The sequence below is a fragment of the Pseudoalteromonas luteoviolacea genome (assembly GCF_021654285.1).
In the GTDB taxonomy this organism is placed as follows: domain Bacteria; phylum Pseudomonadota; class Gammaproteobacteria; order Enterobacterales; family Alteromonadaceae; genus Pseudoalteromonas; species Pseudoalteromonas luteoviolacea_J.
This window is the reverse complement of the sequence record NZ_JAKFZS010000005.1, coordinates 1-19,332: the sequence shown is the minus strand read 5'-3', so window position 1 is coordinate 19,332 and position 19,332 is coordinate 1. Positions and strand designations below refer to the sequence as shown.

18 protein-coding genes are annotated in these 19,332 nt (G+C 43.6%); 14 read left to right on the top strand and 4 right to left on the bottom strand.

Annotated features, from left to right (window positions below; all coding sequences use genetic code 11):
• Positions 1–55: 55 nt before the first annotated feature.
• From L1077_RS05455 to L1077_RS05430, 6 genes are all read left to right on the top strand, one after another.
• A complete protein-coding gene (locus tag L1077_RS05455; RefSeq protein ID WP_063360586.1) occupies positions 56–949 on the top strand; it encodes a transcriptional regulator GcvA in 894 nt (297 codons plus the stop codon).
• Between the two features lie 15 nt (positions 950–964).
• Positions 965–1,606, top strand: coding sequence for an alpha/beta fold hydrolase (locus L1077_RS05450; RefSeq protein WP_237135936.1), 642 nt, complete (start codon positions 965–967; stop codon positions 1,604–1,606).
• Positions 1,599–1,967 (top strand): DUF423 domain-containing protein, encoded by a 369-nt coding sequence (locus L1077_RS05445; protein ID WP_237135935.1) that lies wholly within the window; start codon positions 1,599–1,601, stop codon positions 1,965–1,967. The genes L1077_RS05450 and L1077_RS05445 overlap by 8 nt, the downstream gene beginning before the upstream one ends.
• Before the next feature lie 18 nt (positions 1,968–1,985).
• A complete protein-coding gene (gene rlmM / locus L1077_RS05440) occupies positions 1,986–3,071 on the top strand; it encodes a 23S rRNA (cytidine(2498)-2'-O)-methyltransferase RlmM (RefSeq protein WP_063360583.1) in 1,086 nt (361 codons plus the stop codon).
• Positions 3,072–3,364: 293 nt separating this feature from the next.
• Positions 3,365–4,993, top strand: coding sequence for an FAD-binding protein (locus L1077_RS05435; RefSeq protein ID WP_237135934.1), 1,629 nt, complete (start codon positions 3,365–3,367; stop codon positions 4,991–4,993).
• Positions 4,994–5,208: 215 nt separating this feature from the next.
• Positions 5,209–5,466: a hypothetical protein gene (locus L1077_RS05430; RefSeq protein ID WP_237135933.1), complete on the top strand. Its 258-nt coding sequence runs from the start codon at positions 5,209–5,211 to the stop codon at positions 5,464–5,466.
• A gap of 52 nt (positions 5,467–5,518) precedes the next feature.
• On the opposite strand, the gene L1077_RS05425 is transcribed toward L1077_RS05430, so the two are convergent.
• Positions 5,519–6,733 carry a glycerophosphodiester phosphodiesterase family protein gene (locus tag L1077_RS05425; protein WP_237135932.1) on the bottom strand — a complete coding sequence of 405 codons (1,215 nt, stop codon included), beginning with the start codon at positions 6,731–6,733 and terminating at the stop codon, positions 5,519–5,521.
• A gap of 64 nt (positions 6,734–6,797) precedes the next feature.
• Entirely contained in the window at positions 6,798–7,523 is a 726-nt protein-coding gene (cysZ, locus tag L1077_RS05420) for a sulfate transporter CysZ (RefSeq protein ID WP_237135931.1), read from the bottom strand.
• 231 nt (positions 7,524–7,754) lie between these two features.
• On the opposite strand from cysZ, the gene L1077_RS05415 reads away from it, so the two are divergent.
• Together L1077_RS05415 and L1077_RS05410 are read left to right on the top strand one after the other, a co-directional pair.
• Positions 7,755–8,027 (top strand): hypothetical protein, encoded by a 273-nt coding sequence (locus L1077_RS05415; RefSeq protein ID WP_237135930.1) that lies wholly within the window; start codon positions 7,755–7,757, stop codon positions 8,025–8,027.
• Positions 8,028–8,079: 52 nt separating this feature from the next.
• Positions 8,080–8,667, top strand: coding sequence for a hypothetical protein (locus L1077_RS05410; RefSeq protein ID WP_237135929.1), 588 nt, complete (start codon positions 8,080–8,082; stop codon positions 8,665–8,667).
• A gap of 74 nt (positions 8,668–8,741) precedes the next feature.
• Here the strand turns inward: L1077_RS05410 and L1077_RS05405 are convergent, their stop codons facing one another.
• On the bottom strand, positions 8,742–9,035 hold the full coding sequence (locus L1077_RS05405) for a hypothetical protein (protein ID WP_237135928.1): 294 nt from the start codon (positions 9,033–9,035) through the stop codon (positions 8,742–8,744).
• Positions 9,036–9,249: 214 nt separating this feature from the next.
• On the opposite strand from L1077_RS05405, the gene L1077_RS05400 reads away from it, so the two are divergent.
• The 6 genes from L1077_RS05400 (at position 9,250) to msrB (ending at position 17,520) form a co-directional block, all read left to right on the top strand.
• Positions 9,250–9,981, top strand: coding sequence for a TrmH family RNA methyltransferase (locus L1077_RS05400; RefSeq protein ID WP_237135927.1), 732 nt, complete (start codon positions 9,250–9,252; stop codon positions 9,979–9,981).
• A 43-nt stretch (positions 9,982–10,024) separates the two neighbouring features.
• A complete protein-coding gene (locus tag L1077_RS05395) occupies positions 10,025–13,414 on the top strand; it encodes a chromosome segregation SMC family protein (protein WP_237135926.1) in 3,390 nt (1,129 codons plus the stop codon).
• A gap of 18 nt (positions 13,415–13,432) precedes the next feature.
• A complete protein-coding gene (zipA, locus tag L1077_RS05390) occupies positions 13,433–14,140 on the top strand; it encodes a cell division protein ZipA (RefSeq protein WP_237135925.1) in 708 nt (235 codons plus the stop codon).
• A gap of 95 nt (positions 14,141–14,235) precedes the next feature.
• Entirely contained in the window at positions 14,236–16,257 is a 2,022-nt protein-coding gene (gene ligA / locus L1077_RS05385; protein ID WP_237135924.1) for an NAD-dependent DNA ligase LigA, read from the top strand.
• Between the two features lie 73 nt (positions 16,258–16,330).
• Positions 16,331–16,804, top strand: coding sequence for a DUF2919 domain-containing protein (locus L1077_RS05380; RefSeq protein WP_237136116.1), 474 nt, complete (start codon positions 16,331–16,333; stop codon positions 16,802–16,804).
• A gap of 263 nt (positions 16,805–17,067) precedes the next feature.
• On the top strand, positions 17,068–17,520 hold the full coding sequence (gene msrB / locus L1077_RS05375) for a peptide-methionine (R)-S-oxide reductase MsrB (protein WP_237135923.1): 453 nt from the start codon (positions 17,068–17,070) through the stop codon (positions 17,518–17,520).
• A 41-nt stretch (positions 17,521–17,561) separates the two neighbouring features.
• Here msrB and L1077_RS05370 read toward each other — a convergent pair whose 3' ends face one another.
• Positions 17,562–19,190, bottom strand: coding sequence for a response regulator (locus tag L1077_RS05370; RefSeq protein ID WP_237135922.1), 1,629 nt, complete (start codon positions 19,188–19,190; stop codon positions 17,562–17,564).
• Between the last annotated feature and the right edge of the window lie 142 nt (positions 19,191–19,332).

Genomic DNA, 19,332 nt, shown 5'->3' with positions numbered 1-19,332 from the left:
GGTTGCCCAACGATACAACAACATACAATATAACAACATGTAAAGGCGTCCTGCTATGGCAAGAAGGTTACCACCACTCAATGCTTTAAAAGCGTTTGAAGCAGCAGCCAGGCACTTGAGTTTTACCAAAGCCGCTGAAGAACTATTCGTGACACAAGCGGCTATTAGCCACCAAATAAAAACGCTTGAAGAACACTTGGGGTTAAAGCTGTTCCTCAGAAAAAATCGTTCCTTGCTTCTGACAGAAGAAGGGCAAGGGTATTTTTTAGATATAAAAGATATCTTTTCACAACTTATTGATGCAACTGAAAAGTTACTAGCGCGTGGCGCGAAAGGATCACTCACTGTGAGCTTAACCCCGAGCTTTGCGATACAATGGCTGGTGCCAAGGTTAAGTAAATTTAATGAGTTATTCCCAGATATCGATGTACGGATCAAAGCCCAAGATCAGGATGAAAACTCGCTGACGGATGATGTTGATGTGGCAATTTATTATGGTCGTGGCAACTGGAGCGGCGTGCAAACACACAAATTACATACAGAGTACTTAGTGCCTCTGTGCAGCCCTTTGTTACTTAACGGGCCAAAGCCGCTTGATCAACCCAGCGATTTGGCAAACCATAACCTGTTGCATGATACCTCTCGTCGCTCTTGGAAGTCTTGGCTCAAAACTGCTGGTGTGCGAAATGTACCTGCTAATACGGGGCCTATTTTTAGCCACTCATCGATGGTGCTACAAGCGGCTGTGCACGGCCAAGGCATTGCATTGGGTAATAGTGTGCTGGCAAAACCAGATCTGGATGCCGGGCGCTTGGTTATTCCGTTCAGCCACAGCTTAGAGAGTAAAAATGCATATTATCTTGTTTGCCGAGAATCTCAGGCAGAACTGGGTAAAATCGTGTCGTTTAAAGATTGGATGCTCAGTATGGTTGAGCAAGAACAAATATAACAAGGTACTTTAACTATGAGTGATAAGGTCGTCATTGAATGGCACAAAGCCCAGAGTCCTGTGGCACAGTTTGTATTTGCCCATGGCGCAGGCGCTGGGTGTGATTCAGACTTTATGCAAGATATGGCGGCTAAGCTCGTTGAGCAAGGCATTGATGTTGCGCTATTTGACTTTGAATACATGGCTACGGCTAAAGCACAAAACAAAAAGCGCCCGCCGGACAGAGCGCCTAAATTATTAGCGTGCTACGAACAGGTCTTATCACAGCTTGATGATGCGTTACCGATATTTATCGGCGGTAAATCAATGGGTGGGCGCATGGCGTCTATGCTGGCATGTGAGACAGCCGCTAAGGTCAAAGGCGTGATTGCTTTTGGTTATCCATTTCACCCACCGGGCAAACCTGAAAAGTTAAGAGTTGAACACTTTGGTGATATTCCATGCCCGTTTTTAGTGCTGCAGGGCGAGCGAGACACATTTGGGAATAAAACCGAAGTGAGCGCACTGCAACTAGAAGCAACACCTGAGTATTTTTGGCTGCCTGATGGCGATCATTCATTGAAGCCACGTAAAGCGAGTGGCTTAACTGAGGCGCAAAATCGCGACGCAGCGGCACAAAAAACTGTGCAATTTATTCGAGATATTTGCCATGTCTAAACTATTTTTATTAGCAGGCAGTGTCTTTTGCATGTTGTCAGTGGCATTAGGGGCGTTTGCTGCCCATGGTCTGAAGCACCATGTGAGTGACTATGCTGTGGGGATCTTTAAGACGGCGGCACAATATCAAATGACACATGGTTTAGCCCTTATTGCTGTGGCGCTGTTGATAAAATGGGGCATGCAGCTTAAATGGGCAGGCTTTGCTTTTATAGTGGGTATTTTGCTATTTAGTGGCAGTTTATATCTATTGGCCCTGACTGGTGCAAAGTGGCTAGGGCCTATCACTCCTATCGGTGGAGTGTGTTTTATTATTGGTTGGCTCATACTGATTGTTAAAGCCGCTAAGCAACCTCTTTAATTTGGAAATATTGAAACAATGTCGAGTGTAGTTATTTACTGTCGTAGCGGTTTTGAAAGTGATGCGGCTGCTGAAATTAATCATCATGCAATGCAACAAGGCGTTGCTGGGTATGTCAAAGCCAAACCAAATACTGGGTTTGTGACCTTTGAGTGTTATGCCAAAGAAGAGGCAGAGCGGCTGGTTAAGCAAATTGATTTTAAAAGCTTGGTATTTGCAAGACAGTGGTTTGCCGGCACTTTGCTGACAAACATGCCACTTGAAGATCGTGTTGGAGAAATAAAGCAGTGTGTCGCGGATTTCCCGTTGTGTGGGGATTTACGTGTAGAAACACCTGATACAAACGAAGGCAAAGAGTTGTCGAAGTTTTGTAAGAAGATCTCGACGCCATTGGCCAAATCCCTTGAGAAGCAAAATAAGCTAACGCGCAACGTGAAGCCGCAAAAGCCTGTTCTGCATATTTTGTTTTTAGCAAATGATACAGCTTATGTGGGTTACTCCTTTAGCGACAATAACTCGCCATTTTTTATGGGGATCCCGAGGCTTAAAATGCCGGCAGATGGTCCAAGCCGCTCAACGTTAAAATTAGATGAAGCATTCAATGTTTTTTTAACCAAAGAGCAAGCTGAAGACCGTGTACGCCCAGGCATGCGTGGAGTTGATTTAGGCGCTTGTCCAGGAGGGTGGACCTATCAACTAGTGAGACGCGGTATGTTTGTCGCGGCTATCGATAACGGCCCAATGAATGACAAGTTAATGGAAAGTGGTCAAGTTAAGCACTTTCGAGAAGATGGCTTTAAATATCGCCCAGAAAAACGCAACATCGATTGGTTAGTGTGTGACATGGTTGAAAAGCCAAGCAAAGTAACGCAATTGATGATCGATTGGATAGTGAATGGCTTTGTTAAAGAGTTAATCTTTAACCTCAAACTACCAATGAAAAAGCGCTTTGATAGTGTCTACGAATGTTTGCAGCTGATTGATGATGAGCTGGCGCATTACAACGTCGGTTATAAGCTCCAAGCCAAACACTTATATCATGACCGCGAAGAAGTCACCGTGCATATTCAGGTCTTAAAAGTCCCGCAAAATTTGTATAGCTAATCGTTATTTTCTAGCCACAAGGATGTGGCTTAAACCACCTCCCAAACGCCACATACGCAGAAGAAATATTTTGATACATTGTGAGTGTAACTGCTTACTATCAATATATTGTCTTTTAATACTGTTTTTCTCTTTCCCTTAGTGTCTTTTCATCCTACGTCTTTAGTCTAATTTATATACAACTTTTGTTTTGTTTATTGCTACATTGGACATGTCGCATGCTGGAGCGTGTCGGGTTTGGATAGTGGCAGGACGCTGTGTGACCAATAACAATAACATGTAAGGACAGTACGATGGATAATAAAGAACAAGAGTTAGTGTTACAGACAACAGAGCAAACATCTCGCCGTAGCTTTTTGAAAAAGTCATTGGCAGTAGGAGGTGTGGTTGGCGCTGCGCCTTTGGCGATGCAATCAACCTCAGCGGAAGCCCGTGGGGAATATGGTCAATATCATAAGGTGTTTGGTAATGATCCACGTTATATCTCAATGTTGCTGGGCTCTAATATGCGCTTTTTAAGTCAGCCAACTTACATAGGGGCTTGTAGCTCTGCCCATGAAGTGTATATGGCTGCCCGTGATGCGATCACACAGGGCAAACGCATCACTGTGCGCGCAGGCGGGCATTGCTATGAAGGGTTTGTTGATAATGATAATGGGGTGGTTATCGATATCAGTAATATGGACCGCATTTATAAAGACGGTGATTATTATGTGGTGGAAGCGGGGGCAAATTTAGGTCATACCTATAAAACCTTATTCAAAGAGTTTGGCAAAATAATACCTGCGGGCTCTTGTTTTGGTGTCGGGATTGGTGGCCATGTCTGTGGCGGTGGGTTTGGTGTACACTCTCGTCAATACGGTTTGTCGAGTGATTATTTGGCAGGCGTCGAGCTGGTGGCATTTAATGAATGGGGCGGGCAGGCAACGTATCCGCGTAAATACTTTAAAGGTCAATCTGCTCAGGCAGATGAAATTGTCTGGGCACATCAAGGCGGTGGCGGCGGTAACTTTGGCATCGTAACCAAATACTTTTTCAAAGACTTACCAGACGTACCTGCCTTTATTCATACACAAGAGGTGTCACTGCCGTGGGCAAGTTTAGACTATCCGCAATTTGCAGCCTTGATTAAAAATTACGGCGAGTTTTGGACCAAAAATAATGGTCCAGAAAGTCGTTTTAATGCACTGCATACATCCATGTCTATGCCAAAATCGATTGGTGGTGGGGGCAGTATTCGCTTGCAGTTATTCTGCGCAGGAAACCCCGGCTTAATTGATGAGTTTTTAGATGCTATTTTCTCTGCGGCGCAACTGGCACAAGCCAAAGTCGGTTTGCGTACATCCGATCACATGGGGATCCAGAGCCAAGAGGATGCGCCACCAAGGCCAACGCCACCTGGCAGTTACTTCAGTTTGCCTTGGTGGTATGGCACACAGTATGCGGCGGGGCCACTAATAGGCGCGCGAGGTAAAAACAAGTCTGCGTATATGAATAAGCCCTTTCCCGAAACGCAAATTCGTACGTTGTGGGATGAGCTCAGACATGGTGACTATTTAAATCCAAGCGGTACGTTGCAGTTATCATCGTATGGCGGACAAATTAATGCACTATCATCCGACGATACAGCGGTGTCACATCGTCGCTCAGTGATGAAGCTGCAATATCAAACTTATTGGTTTGACCCAAGCCAAGATCCGTATCACTTAGGATGGATGAGCAGCTTTTATCATAAGATGTATGGTGAAAAAGGTCCGGTGCCTGATGGTGTGATGGATGGCTGTTATGTCAACTATGCAGATATGGATATTGTGAATTGGCAATACCTATATTACAAGGACAACTATCCCAGGCTACAGCAAGTCAAACGTTTACTCGATCCGACTAACCGCTTGAATCATGGCCAATCGATAGAAGTGTAAGTTAACGGCTAACGTACCTGTAAGGCAAATAGCTGATTATTTGCCTTATTTTTTATTATTGAATTCTAATCGATTGGTTTTTAATAGGATATTTGTCAGTTAATAATTGCGCAATTATCTTATCGCTTGTGATTTTTTATTTTGACAGACTATTTTAAGTTGCCCGTGTTTTGCTGATTTGTACTATTTGTGGCGACTTTAATTAGGAGTAAAAAATGTTAAATCTTAAAAAGCGTAAACTAAAAGCCCTTTCACAAGATGCTGCTGTGATCCCATCAAAAATGACAAAGCACGTTGGCGGTGCTGATGGCGCGTATGTGAATGTGGGTAGTGATCAATTCGCTACTGTCACGCCACATGGAACAATTATTCAAACGGGGCCAACGGATCCGGATGGTCCTTACACTGGCACCATTACGAACCCGAGTACTATCACGGGCCCTGGCACGATTGGTACAAGCAAATACTTCTAAACTTGCTTAAAAACGCGATGTGCTGGCACTGATGCACATCGCTTATCTGAGATTAATAGATGTTCATGCAGTTTGCATAAAATGTGGTGGTTGCAGGCCAGTCGCTAAACACACCTTTAACGCCAACTTGCTTAGCTAACACATCCAGTACTCTATAGACATCGCCTTCATTGCTAATGGCATCCTTAAGTCCTTGGTAATACCAACCGCCATCTTGAGAAATTAAGCCTGAACGCTCAAGTGTCCAAGTGATGATTTCTAAATTTGCCGCCTTAGCCGCTTTTGCATATTGAGAAGGCACAATGTTGCCTTGTGCATCTAAAGTTAATAGCACCCAAAGTGGCGGGGCAATAATGTTGATCCCACTGGCTTTAATGTCACTCATACTTGGTAACCATGTGCTTGAGTTATTTGGGTCAAAACGCGCATCACTATATCGACCATCTAAGTAGATGCCTTGCTTACCAAAGCGGGTGTTGTGACGCCAATATTGCACATCCTCAATATTGAATGATTGCGGCAGCACCTTGCGCGACGACACACCCGCCGCGCGATATTCATCAATCATCTTTTGCGCATAATCTTGTTGAGTCATGCCCTCAAATGGCATATCTACCGCTGGTGCCTTGAGCTCGGGTGTCATCTTTACGCGCAACGATTTAAACAGCTCAATACTCTGTGCATGAGTCATTAGCGTACCGGTAGCTGAATATAAATCTGTACGCCAGCCTGCTGTGCCTTTGACGTATTGCTCTGGAGATTGCGCTTGTGGGTTGGCGCCATCCATTTTGCCTTTGAGCTGCATAAACTCGTCGAGTGTTAAATCAGATGTACAGCATTTTGCACTAGCAGATGCGCCAGTCTCTGGGTTCGCAGGAGTGAAAGGCTGACTGCATTTCGCGGCTAGCTCCGGGCGCAGCAAAATATCAGTACTGGTATGTAAGTCACACTGTGCATGGCGACAAACCAGCTCTTTATCCTTGGTAAAGGTGACATCGCATTCCAATACACCAGCGCCCATACGCGCGGCCGCGAGATAAGACTCTTTGGTGTGCTCAGGAAATTGTGTTGGTGCGCCACGGTGGCCAATCGAAAAGTTACTTTTAAAGGCTGGCCTGTTGGCACATCGAGACAGCTTGGTTTTTAAAGCACTCGGTGCCATTTGGTCGACTAAATAAAACGGGCGGGGGCCAAGTTGTGCACTGGCATATGAATAGGCACTGCTAAGCAGTGCCGTAGTAAGTACGATATTAGTTAAAAATTGCATAACGTCCCAGTAAGGTTGTTTTTTTAACTATTATCGGGATGAATTATGACGATTGTATGAGCTGTCAGCGGTAGTTACCGCGATAATTTTCTACCCAAAGCTTGGTTGCACCACAGACTGCCGCAGGCATCACAATCAGATTAACAAACGGGATAGCCGTGAGCACAAACACCGCAAAGCCAAAGCCATAAGAGAGCCCCTGTTGGCCCTTAAGATCTTGTTTCATTTGTTTAAAGCTGATTTTGTGGTTATCAAACGGATAGTCATTATATTGCACGTTATACATCCAGCAGGTAAAGAGGATCCATAAAATTTGCCCTATCACGGGTAACATCCACAGCATTAAAAAGAAAATAATCGCACGAGGAAGGTAGTAACAAAGCTTGGTCCACTCTCGGCCAATCATACGAGGCACATCTTTTACGATATCCGCAAAACCCTCATCATTGATCGGTTGTCCTGTTAGGTGTAGTTCTACTTTTTCAGACAATAAGCCATTGAATGGCGCCGCGATAAAGTTGGTGATAACTGTAAACACCATGCTGTAGCTGAACAGTATAATCAAAATCGCTAAGGGCCAAAGCAACCATTCGAGCCAACTAAGCCAGCTTGGCAGGGCGCCACTTAAATATTCAAAACCTTGTGTTAGCCAATCAAATAAGAAAAACAACGAGCCGCCGAATAACACAATGTTGATCAATAGCGGAATAAAGACGAATCGCTTTAACCCTTTTTGCCCCAGCATTGAAAAGCCAGCGATAAAGTATTCCATCCCTTTGGTAATTTGCATAGGTAAACTCTAAATTGGGAACAGTTAGAATCTATTATAATCGTTATTATCATTTTAGTGCGTGATTTTTCTTACTGACTGAACCGGTGAAAGGCTTGAAATTCAACGAGTCGCGTACTTATGTCACACTCTCTTACAATTATCTTAGGTACAATTTCGTAGTTTACCCCTTGTAAACCCATAGATGAGTCCATACACTAATTAGTAGATTATTGTGGAGAAGAAAACAGCATGCGCGTCTTTCACTTATTGTTTGCAGTCAGCTTAGCGACGTTACTTTGTGTAACGGCGACAGGCACGCATGCAGCAGAAGAAAGGCAGCAAATCATCGAGCTAATCGCTGACTTTGACGTCCAGTATTTAGACGTTGATATTGATGCAGCATTGCCGTTTAGTGTGTCAAAGAGTACACAGTTTGACGCCGACAAAGCGACGTCTGCTTTCTCTTCAGAGTTTAATTCGCAACCTCATAGTACCCGCATTCGAGCACCACCGGCTTTTTAATCCCCTTTTAAAACAACATTATTAGTTTCTATTAATCGTCGTGAGGTGGATCATGAGTTTTTATCATGCACTAAAAACTGCTGCTATAGATAGTGGCGCTGTAACGAATAACGCGTTCAATGTGGCAACAGCCCATACTAAAACGTTTGCACAATTACCTGCTGAGCAATTTCTTCGTCCTTTGCCAGCGATACATATCGATATTAACGCCAGTTTGGACGATGCCACGCTGGTACTTAATAAAACACATCAAGCCGCAGCCCTTGTTGTTAATGCTGATTCTGAGCCTGTGGGGCTTATCTCATTGGCGCAACTTGGCAGTCGTAACGTGCTTGAAATGGCGCAAAAGATGGGCCTCAGTCGCAGCGAACTGACGGTATCTGACATGATGGTGTCAATCAATTCACTGCGTCAGATCTCTACTGCACAAGTGGTGAATGCACAAGTTGGCGATATCAAAGAAACGATTGAAGCCGATGGGATAGCCTATTTATTTGTGCAAAATAGCCAGAAAAAAGCAGTGGGTTATTTTGACATCATTGACCTAGTTAAAAATAGTAATGGCATGATCACAACACTCAAACCATGCCATGATTTTAAAGATGTGGTGGCGCAGCTACTGCACAACAAAGAAATGTAACAGTTCCCCCAAAGTTAATGTAAATTAAAGCCAAGGCATCTATATGATGCCTTTTTTAATGCCTATTTGATGACTCAAGGGAGTTTGACATTGTGACGTTTGGCATACCAATAAAATAGCGGCAGCTCGATAATGGTAAAGCTTACTAAAGTAAACCATGCCCAGCTTACCTCAAAAAAGAATAAGGTAAATTCAACGCCCGAAGCAAAATAAACGGAACCTGCAATGCCCAAAGAGATAATGGATGCAATAAAGTCTTGCGCTGAAATCTTTTTAAAGTCGTTACCTGCATATCTGGGGTATATCGCAAAATACGCGATAAATAGAATGGCAATATTCAACAGGATAATATGAAGCTCTGCAGACATAACTACGTCTCAACTCAAGTTTTGGGCATGTGATATCAAAAGTATCACTTTATAATGTGGCATTATTGTAATCATACTTTTATGTGAGTGCAAAATAAGCTCAAAGAGAAGAATTTTGTTTATTTGTAGCGCATCCCACTGCGTCTTAGGCAATTCCACTGCCTTTTATTCTATATTGTGTATATACTTCGCTTCTTAACCAAATGAGGTGTGTATGCTGTCTAAAAATCAACAAAAACTTGTTCGCGCTCTGGCACAAAAAAAATACCGTAAACAACATGGTCTGTACCTTGTTCAAGGTGAAAAAAATGTCTTGGAATTGCTACAAGCCAATGTTGAAGTACAGCAAATTTTTGCGACACCTCAATTTATCAGTGCACATCAAACTGACTTAAAGCAGTGTCCAGTCACAGAGTGTGATGAGCAGGCGCTGAGCAAAGTGAGCACCTTAGTCAGCAATAATGCAGCGATTGCCATCGTGCCTGTGCCTGAAGAAAAACAAATCGACAAAAGTGGCTTGGTGTTGGCACTGGATGGGGTATCCGATCCAGGCAATTTGGGCACAATTATTCGTTTAGCAGATTGGTATGGGCTTAAGCAAGTTGTGGTTAGCGAAGACTGTGCAGATCATCTAAATCCAAAAGTGATCAGCGCAACCATGGGGTCGTTTGTCCGTGTGAATGTGATTAGGACAGATCTTGCACAGTTTTTAAATGCGTATAACGGACCAATATACGGGGCGTATTTAGATGGACAGAGCGTGCATCAAACGGCATTTGCGCCACAAGGTGTTTTGGTGATGGGCAGTGAATCCCATGGGATCCGTGAGCAAGCTGGGCAGTACATTAATCAGCCGATTACCATTCCAGCCTATGGCCAAGCTGAATCGCTCAATGTTGCCATGGCGACGGGTATCATACTTGATAACTTCCGCCGTGCAATTTAATGTACACGTGTTGTTCAAATCCTAAAAATACATCATTTTATCTATGCGCTTAAGTCACATTAAGCTCGCAGGCTTTAAGTCCTTCGTCGAGCCTACTAAAATTCCATTTTCTGATCAGATGACCTGTGTGGTTGGCCCCAATGGGTGTGGCAAATCAAATGTTATCGATGCAGTGCGCTGGGTTTTGGGTGAAAGTTCTGCCAAGAACTTACGTGGTGATGCGATGACAGACGTTATTTTTAATGGCTCGACAAATCGTAAAGCGATTTCACAGGCGTCTGTTGAGTTGATGTTTGACAACACGCGCGGCACATTACCAGGGTCGCTGGCAGATAGAAACCAAATATCGATAAAGCGATTAGTAACCCGAGATGGTCAATCACTGTATTTTTTAAATGGCAGCAAATGTCGTCGTCGTGATATTACAGATATCTTCCTCGGTACAGGCCTCGGCCCACGCAGTTATTCTATCATTGAGCAGGGCATGATCTCTCGTTTAATTGAGAGTAAACCGCATGAACTCAGAGTCTTTTTGGAAGAGGCCGCAGGGGTTTCTAAATATAAAGAGCGCAGACGAGAAACACAAACGCGTATTAAGAGTACCCGAGAAAACCTAGAGCGTTTGCTGGATATGCGCAAAGAGCTGCAATCACAGCTTGACAGATTAGCTCAGCAAGCGGAAGCCGCCAGAAAGTACAAAGAGCTAAAGGCCAAAGAGCGGACCTTAAAAGGCCAGCTAGCGGTTTTAAAATGGCAGGATTTCAATGATAAGTTGCAGCAAAAAGTGCAGCAGATCGCAAAACTAGATGAAAAACTGCAATTTTTAGAACAAGCCCATGGCGGACAAAATGATGTTGTTGCCAGCTTTGAGCAGCAAGTGACTCATCTTAGTGATGCCTACAATGTATTACAGCAAGAGCTGCATAAAACCCACACTGAGCTGACCCGAGCTGAACAGCAAAAAATTCATCTGGCAGAAAAACGGGTTGAATTGGGCGAGGCAAAAGTAAAGCTACAATCGGAGCAGGCAAAGGCACAGGCTCTGTTGAGTGAGCAACAAACCAGCTGTACAGCGCAGCAGCAAAAGTGCGAAGATGCAGCCGAGCGCTTAGCACTTGCAGAGGCTGAGCTTGAAGAGCGAATGGCGTTGTATGAGCAAAATCAGCAGTTGAATAATGACGTTGAAGATACGCTCAAAGTACTCATCGAGCAAGAGACAAAGGTAAAAGAGCAACATGCGGACAGTAACGTCGCTTTGCAACAGGCACAGCAAAAGCAACGTCATGTTGAAGAGCGCCATGCTAATTTGGTAATCGATAGTAAGACACTATCAGCGCAGAATAGTAGCGAGTTATTATCGCAAGAAAGTGCGAAGCAACAGTCATTGCTTAAAGAGATGGCGAGTTTGCAAAGCCAAGCACAAAAACTGACTGAACAACGCCAAAATAGCGATAAGCAAGTGCGCCAAAGTCAAAATATCGTCCAATCTGCGCAGCAGCAGTTACTGCAAAGTACCGCAGAGCGCGACACATTGATTTCATTGTTAGGTGAAGTTGAGGCCGCTCAACAGCCTTCTTTTTTGGCTCAATTAAAAGTGAAAGCAGGGTTTGCTGACATCGTTGAAGGCGCGCTACTGGGTCTAAATGGGCTGCCTTTGAGTGAGGCTCCCAATAGTGCTGGAATTTGGGCGCATACACAGGCGCCTGAACCTCATAGTGTTGCTCAATTCATAGAGTCAGGTATTTACCCAAGTGTTTTAAATCATATCAAATGGTTGGCTTCATCTAGAGCGTTTACTTCAGAGGCTCACTTTATCTTAGCCATTGATGATATGGGATGCGTGTATGGCGATAATTTTAAAATGCCGCGCGCTGAGGGAAGCGCGAGCCAGCTGGCAAATTATCAAAAGCTGGATAACTTAAATGCTGACTTACCTAACCTGCAAGCGGCTTTTGATAACGCAGAAAAAGACAAAGTATTTTGTCTTGCCAAGCACACTGAACTTGAAGCGGCGATTGAACACAATAAGCAAGCCGTGCACAGTGTGGCTCAGCAAGTGGCAGCTAATAAAAGCCGTTTAGAGGTTTTAGAACTACAGCAGCAAGGCTGGCAAACGCAATCGAATAAGCTCACTGAAGCGTTGACTAACATCCGACAAGAAATGACATCAGCGCAAACGCTTGCCCAGCAGTGTGCGACAAGTCACCAACAAGTGACTGAACAGCTAGAAGGGTTACAAAAAGAATTAGCTGAAAAAAAACTGCTCGCTGAGGCGAATAAACAGAAAATCCAAGCGACACTTATCGGTAAAACCCAAGCACAAGAGCAAGTGCATTTGGCAAAGTTAGCGTTACAGCAAGCGCAAAGTGATCAACAGATAAGTGCGACAAAGACTCAGCATTTGAAAGAGAGTATGCAGCAGTGTGTGGCTGCGTTAGAAGCCAATTCTGAGCAGTTGGTGCAACTTGAGGCACCGTTATTAGAAACGCAAACACAGATAACGACATTATTGACCTCGCATCAGATACAGCAACAAAAGCTGACGGATATGGAGCAGGAGGTTGCAAAGGCAAAAACACAGCTATCTGAAAAACAAAGTAGTGTTCAGGATGCCCAAGCAAATAGTTTGAAGCTCAAAGAGCAAAAACAGCAGCTACAATTACAAGAACAAAGTTTAGTTGTTAAAGCCCAAGCGGCGCTTGAACCGTTATTAGAGCTCAAACAAACGTTAAAAGGTGTGTTAGCGACATTAGATGACAAGTTAAGTGCAGGGGTGTACCAAAGTCAGTTAAGTGCGACCGCACAAAAAATATCGATATTAGGTGCGGTCAATTTAGCCGCCATAGAAGAGTTTGATGAAGCTCTGGCAAGAAAAACGTATTTAGATGAACAGTTAAATGATTTAACAGCGGCACTTGAAACCCTTGAAAATGCAATTAGAAAGATAGATAGGGAAACTAAAACACGATTTCGTGCCACCTTTGATCAGGTCAATAGGGACTTAGGAGAGCTGTTTCCTAAAGTGTTTGGCGGCGGAAATGCATACTTAGAGCTTACCAGTGATGATTTGTTAGAAAGTGGTGTTACTATTATGGCAAGGCCACCAGGAAAGAAAAACTCGACAATTCATCTGTTAAGTGGTGGAGAAAAAGCGTTGACCGCATTATCATTGGTATTTTCTATCTTCAGATTAAATCCAGCGCCATTTTGTATGTTGGATGAAGTAGATGCGCCGCTGGACGATGCCAATGTTGGGCGTTTTTGTCGCCTCGTGGAAGAGATGTCTCAAGCGGTACAGTTTATTTATATAAGTCACAATAAAGTGGCGATGGAAATGGCCGCAAGGCTGACGGGGGTAACTATGTCAGAACCAGGTGTTTCTCGCGTAGTTGCTGTAGACATAGAACAAGCAGTGCAGATGGCACATACATAAAAAAAGTAAAGGTGAACAATGGCCACAGAATTGAGATGGGCATTAATTGTGATCAGTGCGTTGATCATAGGTGGACTACTGATACATGGGCTTTGGTCTGTTAGAAAAAAAGAAGACAAAAACGATCGCACTCAAGATTTGCCAGCTGCGAAAGAGGACGCAAAGCCAAAAGAGCCTGAACTAAGTGATATGAGCTTTGCTGCTGTTGATGAAGAGCCGCAGCAGACTAATACTGCACACGTGCAGTCTGCACATGACGATGCGCAGCCAGCTGAACAGCAGGATAATGCGCACAGTGAACAGTCAGCGCCAGAGCCACAAGACTTCATCATTCTCCATATTCAAATGCCTGAAGGTTTAACAATGGCAGGCTCTAAGCTCTTACCAAGCGTGTTAAGCCTTGGATTTAAATACTCAGAAGAAGGCTTTTTTAATCGCCACTTGGAGTCATCGGGCAACGGACCTGTTCTTTTTAGACTGGTTAATATGTATAACCCGGGGACGTTCGATATTGATAATATGGAGCAGTTTAGTACAGCCGGTGTGAGCTTGTTTATGACGCTTCCCTGTGAAGGTGACAGTATGGCGGCATTTAATATGTTACACGGTGCGGCTAAGAAACTTTCAGATGAATTTGGTGCACAAGTATTAGATAGCAATCGTGAGCCACTAACGGTGGATACGATCAGAACGTATGTAGAAAAAGTACGTGAATTTGCAGCCTAAATTTTAGGTGTACCATTGCCCAAGTAGTTGGGCGGAAAAAGATAGAGTAAGCCACTGGCACAAACCGGTGGCTTTTGTTTTATTAAGAGGTTGAAATGTCGGAATCTATCAGTAATAGAATCAATGAATTAAGAGCGCAGTTGGAAGAACATAATTACAAATATTATGTCCTGGATATGCCCACTGTGCCAGATGCCGAATATGATAGGTTAATGCGTGAACTCACCGAGTTAGAAACGGCGCATCCAGAGCTGCTAACAGCCGACTCACCATCACAGAAAGTGGGTGGTGTTGCATTAAGTAAATTTGATCAAGTAACGCATAAAGTGCCTATGTTATCTCTCGATAATGCGTTTGATGAAGATGAGTTCAACGCCTTTAATCGTCGTATTAAAGAACGTTTACTCGAGTCTCGAGAACTGGCATTTTGCTGTGAACCCAAGTTGGATGGCTTGGCTGTATCAATTTTATATCGCGATGGTGTGTTGGTTCAGGCTGCGACCCGTGGCGATGGCCAAGTAGGCGAAAACATCACTGAAAACGTAAAAACGATTCGAAATATACCGCTGCGCTTAAGAGGTGACAATATACCTGCTGAGGTTGAAGTACGCGGTGAAGTGTTTATGGATAAGGCTGGCTTTGAAAGGCTTAACGAAACGGCATTAGCAAAAGATGAAAAAACCTTCGCGAACCCAAGAAACGCAGCCGCGGGCAGCTTACGTCAGTTAGATTCTAAGATCACGGCAAAGCGACCTCTGATGTTTTATGCTTACTCAATGGGGACAGTGGAAGGAGCTGAGTTAGCCGAGACACACTACGGGCAGCTAGAGCAATTGAAGTTGTGGGGACTACCTATGTGCCCTGAAACAAAGCGCGTAGAAGGTGTATCTCAGGCACTGGCATATTATCAAGATATCTTAACGCGTCGTGATGCGTTGAGTTATGAAATTGATGGTGCGGTTATCAAAGTGGATGATAAGCAGCAACAAACTCAGTTAGGCTTTGTTGCGCGTGCGCCGCGTTGGGCGATTGCATTTAAATTCCCTGCACAAGAAGAAATCACCCAGTTATTGGATGTTGAATTCCAAGTAGGTCGCACCGGCGCTATCACGCCTGTGGCGCGACTAGAGCCAATTTTCGTGGGGGGAGTGACGGTATCAAATGCAACGTTACATAACCAAGATGAAATTGATCGCTTGGGGATAAAAGTAAAAGATCATGTGATCATTCGCCGTGCAGGGGATGTGATCCCGCAGATCACACAAGTTGTGTTAGATAAACGCCCTGATGATGCTTTTGATATAGAGTTTCCAAACACGTGTCCAGTCTGTGACTCGCATGTTGAGCGCGTTGAAGGGGAGGCTGTGGCACGCTGTACTGGTGGCTTGGTATGTCAGGCACAGCGAAAAGAAGCCATCAAGCATTTCTCCTCACGAAAGGCACTAGATATAGATGGCTTAGGCGATAAAATTGTTGAACAGCTGGTGGACCGAGAGCTAATAAAAACCCCTGCTGAGCTGTTTAAGCTGCGCCAAGGTCACTTTGAGTCACTTGAGCGTATGGGACCTAAGTCGGCTAAAAATTTGGTTAATGCATTAGAGGCTGGCAAACAAACCACCTTGGCGAAGTTTTTATATGCGCTGGGCATTAGAGAAGTCGGAGAAGCAACGGCTCAAAATTTAGCGAATCACTATTTAACGCTTGAAAATGTCATGAATGCCTCCATTGAAAGTCTACAGGAAGTGAGTGATGTAGGTGTGATCGTCGCGCATAATATTCACGCATTTTTTGGTGAGCAGCACAATCAACAAGTGGTGGCTGAGTTGCAAGAAGTGGGCGTGCACTGGTCTGATATTGAGGCACCTTCAGAGCAAGCACAGCCGTTAGAAGGCCTCACGTATGTTTTAACAGGGACTTTAAGCCAACTTAACCGTAATGACGCTAAAGCAAGGCTTCAAGCTTTAGGAGCAAAAGTGGCGGGCAGTGTGTCAAAAAACACGCATGCATTGGTTGCAGGTGAAAAAGCAGGTTCTAAGCTAACAAAAGCGCAAGACCTTGGTGTAGATGTAATGGATGAGGCGGCACTCATCACTTTACTTGAACAGCATCAGGGGTAATTGATAATAATAAGGCTACCCACCTAGGGTAGCCAAATAAGCTGTACGCAGAGGTGGTGAAGTGAGTAAGTTGATTGGGCGATTTGGACCAGAATATTGGGATAAATACGGTGTATATCGCACACCCCTAGGTTTTAATTTAACTTTGCTTGTCTTATTGCGACCCTTTTTAGTCTGGTTGATGTCAGCGCTAACTTGGCGGCCAGACTTAGATATTATGAGCTTGTTCTTTCCTTCAAAAGGCAATTTTTTAGTTGCTATTGCGATTGCTGCAATCGCTTTATTACCTGCTGTTGTTTATTCCATGCGTAGGCCCAGTAGTTCACAACGTTGGGGACGCATATGGCGCCATATGCGCTGGCCTATGCTATTAGCCGCTGTGTTAGATCTTGGCTGGTTATTGATGCAGGCCGCGACAAATCACTATCAGTTTTCATTCTACCTAGCAGGTCAAATCGTCCTGGTTTCTTGGGTAATTTTATACCTAATTAACAGCCGTTATTTAACGTGTTTTTTTGGTGACTGGCCGGAACCAGATGCAAAATAGCTTGACGAAAAAGCACGTAGACGCCTAAATGATATTGGGGCGTTTTATCTATCTGTTGTGACCTAATCAAACGATTAATTCGTAGAAGGCAATAAGTCTATACTTTCAGGTTTTTACGAATTTAATTTATTAGCGTTAAAGCATCAGTTGACCTAGTTGTGTCATGAACAAGGTATAAATTTTGACTGTATTACGCTGTGGTAGATGAGATGATTATTATTACCTTCTAATAATAAAAATTAAATGATTTTAGGAATATCAACATGTTACTTTGGAAAGATATACTCACGAGGGCTAGCGAAGGTAACCCAGCGCCACCCAAAAAGGTTGAAAAAAGCTTAATGCAATGGCAGGCTTTGCTTGAGCCATCTGTCTTTCATATTACGCGCAACAAAGGAACTGAACGTCCATTTAGCTCGGAATCTTGTAGCCTGTTTGAACCAGGTCAATACGAGTGCGCGTGTTGTGGCGAATTGTTATTTGACGCACAAGAGAAGTTTGAAAGCGGTTCTGGTTGGCCATCGTTTACTCAACCTGCAAGCAATAATGCGATTGCGTATCATGGGGATACAACACATGGCATGACCAGGGTAGAGATTGTGTGTAATGTCTGCGATGCGCACTTAGGTCATGTTTTTCCAGATGGACCAAAACCAAGTGGGTTAAGGTATTGTGTAAATGCACTGGCAATGGTGAAACAAGAAACTGTGACGTAATAAGTGTTTTTAGCGCAGTGTGATTTCGTGCTTAACAGTTATCATTGCGCTAGTCCCATTTCCCTCATTTGCGCCATAAGCTTATCAAAGCGGGATTCTTGATCCGGGTCGAGCTCTGCGTCTTTTAATACTTTCAGGCATTTTTTAGCAAGGTTTGTATTGAAAGTGATCCCTTTTTTACCGGTTGCATCTGCCAAGCATTGTAATAAGTTAAGCGCGATACTGGCGTTTTTTGGCATCACTCTAAAGGCTTGAGAAAATGCTTCCAGAGCAACATCTAGTTGGCCTTTATTGAATTGTTTGACTGCGTGGTTGTTGAGCTCTTTGGGGCCCATCGTAATATCTTTGCGTTCATCATGTTGCTGTTGTAAATAATGCATCATGACGGGGTCTTCATTGCTTCTGTGTCGTTCACAGTGATCAATTATCTGACCAAATAGCGCCTGAGCTTTGTGTTGAAACCCTAATTCATGAAATGCTTTTGCTTTATCCAATGCAGCGTCTACTGAGCGTATCTGAGGCTCATCATCCAGTTGCTCCATTAATTGGCGTGCTTTTTTATGTTCATCTTTTAGGTAGTGTAGCCGAGCATGAAGCACATCCATTTGAGTTTGGTTGATCGCATGAGGAAACTGCTTTTTCAAATCATTTAAATATTGCTGTGTTTGTCGAGTAATTTTGTTGATTTGCTCGTGCTGATCAGTGGCCAAAGCGAAATCTATGCCTGCTCTGGCTGCATTTAAGTAGACTTCAGGGCTGTCGTGAATCGAGTATCGAGCAAAGCTTGCTATTTCTTTTTGCGCATTGTAGCTGCATTCATAATCATGGTTGATCATAGCAACTGTGCTCAATGATTTTTGCCTAGAAAGATTGCGAGGGGCCATTTGCGACGCTTCGTGCAATGCTTTTTGTGCATGCTCAAATTGGTTTAATTTGATTTCCAAACGCCCGAGTAGATCGAGTGCTGCGAGGCGTGTTTCGCTTTTTTCTATTAAACTTTTTAGCAGTTTTTGCGCAGTGAGATCCTCATTGTTGGCAATGAGTGCCTCGACTAAACCGAGTTTGGCCCATGTAAATTTTTGTAGTTCCAGTGCTGACTTATAAAACTGTTTTGCTTCATCAAAGCGTTTAAGTTTTAGGAGCATTTCGCCTTTTAATTTGAGTAGCATAACCGAGTAACTCGTTTGCTTGCTATCTAACTCTGTATTGATAAATTTCAATGCTTTAGAGTAATTTTCATCATCAATGAGTGTGTACAGCTTTTTAAGGCTTTGCTTTCTTTTTAGGACGCGTTCAATTCTAGATTGCAGATCTTTAATGGTAAATGGTTTCACTAAAAAGTCATCAGGCTGTAGCTCAACAACACTATGCACTAGTTCAGGGCTGGTCTCGGCTGAGGTAAAGACAAAGCTAGTACTGCGTTTAATTAAACGCTTTTTGAGAAGTTCTTCGTAAAGTTGATAGCCATTTTGTCGCTTGCTTAAATCAAAAGAGCAGATGATTAGATCAAACTTGTTGGTTTCGCAGGTTTCTTTTGCGACTATTGCTGATTCTGCGACAAAGATGTTGCGATAGGCTAAACGTTCTAGCGATTGTTTCAAATAGCTGAGCGCGAGCGGTTGTTCTTCCACAATTAAAATTTTCGAATTAACAAATGGTTGAACGGCCATATCAGTATAAGGATGTTACCAGCAATAAGTTTAGTCTAGTCGTTTCTTCAAACTTTTAAAATAGTATGAGATAGAACTTAAAATGCAATATAAGAAGATAACTGTGGTTCAATGAAAGATAAAAGAATGGTGGGTTGTACTG

Bases quoted from the DNA above. Each gene is read 5' to 3' on its own strand.
- L1077_RS05455 (WP_063360586.1), top strand. From the start codon at position 56: ATGGCAAGAAGGTTACCACCACTCAATGCTTTAAAAGCGTTTGAAGCA.
- L1077_RS05450 (WP_237135936.1), top strand. From the start codon at position 965: ATGAGTGATAAGGTCGTCATTGAATGGCACAAAGCCCAGAGTCCTGTG.
- L1077_RS05445 (WP_237135935.1), top strand. From the start codon at position 1,599: ATGTCTAAACTATTTTTATTAGCAGGCAGTGTCTTTTGCATGTTGTCA.
- rlmM (WP_063360583.1), top strand. From the start codon at position 1,986: ATGTCGAGTGTAGTTATTTACTGTCGTAGCGGTTTTGAAAGTGATGCG.
- L1077_RS05435 (WP_237135934.1), top strand. From the start codon at position 3,365: ATGGATAATAAAGAACAAGAGTTAGTGTTACAGACAACAGAGCAAACA.
- L1077_RS05430 (WP_237135933.1), top strand. From the start codon at position 5,209: ATGTTAAATCTTAAAAAGCGTAAACTAAAAGCCCTTTCACAAGATGCT.
- L1077_RS05425 (WP_237135932.1), bottom strand. From the start codon at position 6,733: ATGCAATTTTTAACTAATATCGTACTTACTACGGCACTGCTTAGCAGT.
- cysZ (WP_237135931.1), bottom strand. From the start codon at position 7,523: ATGCAAATTACCAAAGGGATGGAATACTTTATCGCTGGCTTTTCAATG.
- L1077_RS05415 (WP_237135930.1), top strand. From the start codon at position 7,755: ATGCGCGTCTTTCACTTATTGTTTGCAGTCAGCTTAGCGACGTTACTT.
- L1077_RS05410 (WP_237135929.1), top strand. From the start codon at position 8,080: ATGAGTTTTTATCATGCACTAAAAACTGCTGCTATAGATAGTGGCGCT.
- L1077_RS05405 (WP_237135928.1), bottom strand. From the start codon at position 9,035: ATGTCTGCAGAGCTTCATATTATCCTGTTGAATATTGCCATTCTATTT.
- L1077_RS05400 (WP_237135927.1), top strand. From the start codon at position 9,250: ATGCTGTCTAAAAATCAACAAAAACTTGTTCGCGCTCTGGCACAAAAA.
- L1077_RS05395 (WP_237135926.1), top strand. From the start codon at position 10,025: ATGCGCTTAAGTCACATTAAGCTCGCAGGCTTTAAGTCCTTCGTCGAG.
- zipA (WP_237135925.1), top strand. From the start codon at position 13,433: ATGGCCACAGAATTGAGATGGGCATTAATTGTGATCAGTGCGTTGATC.
- ligA (WP_237135924.1), top strand. From the start codon at position 14,236: ATGTCGGAATCTATCAGTAATAGAATCAATGAATTAAGAGCGCAGTTG.
- msrB (WP_237135923.1), top strand. From the start codon at position 17,068: ATGTTACTTTGGAAAGATATACTCACGAGGGCTAGCGAAGGTAACCCA.
- L1077_RS05370 (WP_237135922.1), bottom strand. From the start codon at position 19,190: ATGGCCGTTCAACCATTTGTTAATTCGAAAATTTTAATTGTGGAAGAA.